General features: G+C 72.6%; 1 protein-coding gene. It reads right to left on the reverse strand.

Annotation, left to right across the window (positions count from 1 at the left end; translation table 11 throughout):
• Positions 1–35: 35 nt before the first annotated feature.
• Complete coding sequence (locus tag AB0C69_RS40595; RefSeq protein WP_360361852.1) at positions 36–2,897, reverse strand: family 78 glycoside hydrolase catalytic domain; 2,862 nt, start codon at positions 2,895–2,897, stop codon at positions 36–38.
• Positions 2,898–2,975 lie beyond the last annotated feature (78 nt).

Here is a 2,975-nt window from a genome sequence, read left to right on the forward strand (position 1 = left end):
CCCGGAGGGCGGGGACCCGACCGCTCATCCGGCCGTCACGCCACCCCCTGGAAGGTCCAGTCGCCGGAGCCGACCTCGAAGACGGCGCGGCCGTTCTGGACGCCGATCCACCCGGCCCCCTCCGGCGCCTTCGGCCGCGCGGACCCGCCGAGGAGCGGGTACTCCACGCGGGCCCGCGTGCCCGGCGGGACGGTGACGTCCAGCCGGAGCCTCTTCCCGGCACGGCGCCACGAGGACGCGGCGCGCCCGCGCGGCGTCTCGTAGGTCGCGGCCGCGTAGGTGACGTCCCCGACGACCGCCGGACGGACGAGGAGGGTCGCGTACCCGATCGAGTCGTCGGCCTGGCCGAGGCCCGCGAGGCCGGCGTGGAACCACTCGTCGATCGCGCCGAGCATGAAGTGGTTCTGCGAGTTCCCCGAGGTGGGCCCGTCCCAGTTCTCGGTCAGCGAGGTCGCGCCGTGCACGACCTGGTAGCCGTAGCTGGGGTTGCCGGTCTGCGTGGCGACGGCGTGGATGACGTCGTCGCGCCCGGCGGCGGACAGCACGTGGAACACCGACGGCAGCGCGATCTCGCCGACCGTCAGGTGGTAGCCCTTGGCCTCGATGCTCTTCACCAGGTGGGCCAGGACGGCTTCTCTCCTGTCCGCCGGCACGACCCCCATGTCGAGAGCGAGGGCGTCGCACGCCTGGCTCCCGGACCCGTAGGTGTCGCCGGTGGCGTACTTCGCGTTGAACGCCGAGCCGATCTCGCCCGCGAGCGCCCCGTACCGCGCGGCGTCGGCGTCCTTCCCGACGACCTCGGCGATCCGCGCGAGGGCGGTGACGGCCCGGTGGTAGCCGAAGGTCGCGGTCACCCCCTTCGGGGTGCTGTCGTCGAAGGTGATCCAGTCGCCGAGGCCGTAGTCGAGCAGATGCCCCTTCGCCTTCGCGGACAGGTAGTCCACGTAGCGGACCATGTTCGGGTAGTAGGCCCGCAGCGTCGCCTCGTCGCCGTACGCGCGGTACATCTGCCAGGGCGCGAACACGATGACGTTGCCCCAGTTGGGGTCGTCCCTGAACCCGCCGGAGAACACCGTGAACTCGGGCGCGATGTCCGGGACGAGGCCGTCCTCGGTCTGGGCCTCGGCGATGTCGCGGACGAGCTCGCCGTAGTAGGCCGTGACGTCGTAGTTGCGGGCGACGGCGGGGAACACGAGGTTGGCCTGCTCCAGCCAGCCGAGCTTCTCGCGGTGCGGGCAGTCGGTGAGGACGGAGTACATGTTGCTCTGCACGGCCCGGTCGATGATCTTGTGAATGTCGTTGAGGAGGCCGTGCGAGCTGGTGAACGAGCCCGCCCTGGCGTTGCCCGCGCGCAGGACGATCCCGGTGACGGTGCCGTCGTCCGGCTCCCCCGGCAGCCCTTCGAGCTGGAGGTAGCGGAAGCCGTGGTAGCAGAACCGGGGATGCCACGTCTCGGTGCCGTCGCCGGAGAGGGTGTAGGTGTCCCAGATGGGCGAGCCGGTGGTGTGCTGGCTGACGGTCCCGTCGGCGTTGAGCAGCTCGCCGGGGCGCATCGTCACCTTCGTCCCGGCCGGGCCGCTGACGCTCAGCAGCGGCCAGCCCGCGAAGTTGACGCCGAGGTCGACGACGTGGACGCCGGCCTTCGGGCTGGTGATCTTCTTGGCGCGGAGGGTCTCGACGGGGACGACCGGCGGCGCCATGCGGGCCGCGAGCCGGGCGGTGGGCGCGGCGACGCGCACCGCGGCCGTCCAGTCCCGCCGGGTGCGGCGCGCGTCGTGGTCCTCGCCGCCGTACCAGTTGGTGAACGTGGTCGCGCCGAGCGCCGTGCGCCAGGACGCGTCGGACGCCACGACCTCGCGCGACCCGTCGGTGTAGGTGATCTCCAGCTGGCCGATGAACGCGGGCTTGCCGTCCGAGCGGGTGAGCTTCTCGTAGCGGCCGGGCGTCGGAGGCACGTGAGCCATGCCGGTGCCCAGCTCCACCTCGACGGTGTTGCCGCCGCGGTGGAGCAGCCTGGTCACGTCGTAGGTGGAGTAGACGATCCGCTCCTTGTACTTGCTGTAGGGCGGTTCGAGGACGGCGTCGCTGACGGGACGGCCGTTCACGGTGACGTCCAGGACGCCCAGGGCGGTGGCGTACAGGCGGGCCGTGCGGATGCGCCTGCCGATCGTGAACTCGCGCCTGAAGACGGGCAGGGCCTCGGGCTGGCGGCGCAGCGGCGGCGGCGCCTCCTGGCCCCTGACCGTGGCGGCCGTGTCGAACGCCGTGCCGTCGCCGGAGGTCTGGACGGTGAAGTCCTCCGGGAAGTTGGGGGTCCTGCCGTCGTCGGTCGTCTCGTCCGTGCGCGGGTAGAGCAGGATCCGGTCGAACCGCTGCTCCCTGCCGAGGTCGATCTGCACCCAGATGGGCGCGGCGAGGTCCTGGACCTTGCGCTCCAGGCTCGTGTAGCCGAAGGGCGCGGCGTCGCTGGTGAGGTTGCCGTCCGTGACGGCCTTCGGCTCCCACTGGCCCCCGACGGTGTAGCTCTCCGACGCGGTGACCGGCGCCCTCGCCGCGAGGTTCGGGCCCGACGCCCCGTCCTGCACCTGGATCTCGGCGAGCTGGAGCCGCGACACCTTGTAGGGCCAGCCCTCCTTGATCGGCAGACCGAGCCGGGTCACGTTCAGCCGGACGTACCGGGCGGTGCGGGCGGCGAACGCGACCGTCGCGGGCGCGGGCGCCGGGTCGGCCGACCACACCGGGTTCCCGATCCACGCGGCCGTCCAGTCGGCGGGGGCGAGCAGGCCCATCTCGAAGTGGGAGGGCTCGCTCCACGCGGACGCGCGGCCCTGCCCGTCCCACACGCGGACCTGCCACGACGCGCGCTGCCGGGACTTCAGCGCACGTCCCGCGTACACGGCCGAGACGGCGCTCCCGGCGACCTTGCCGGAGTTCCCCCGCTACCTGCCGCGCTACGGGATGGCCCCCGACTGGAC

Source organism: Actinomadura sp. NPDC048032 (genome assembly GCF_040653175.1).
GTDB classification, from domain to species: domain Bacteria; phylum Actinomycetota; class Actinomycetes; order Streptosporangiales; family Streptosporangiaceae; genus Spirillospora; species Spirillospora verrucosospora.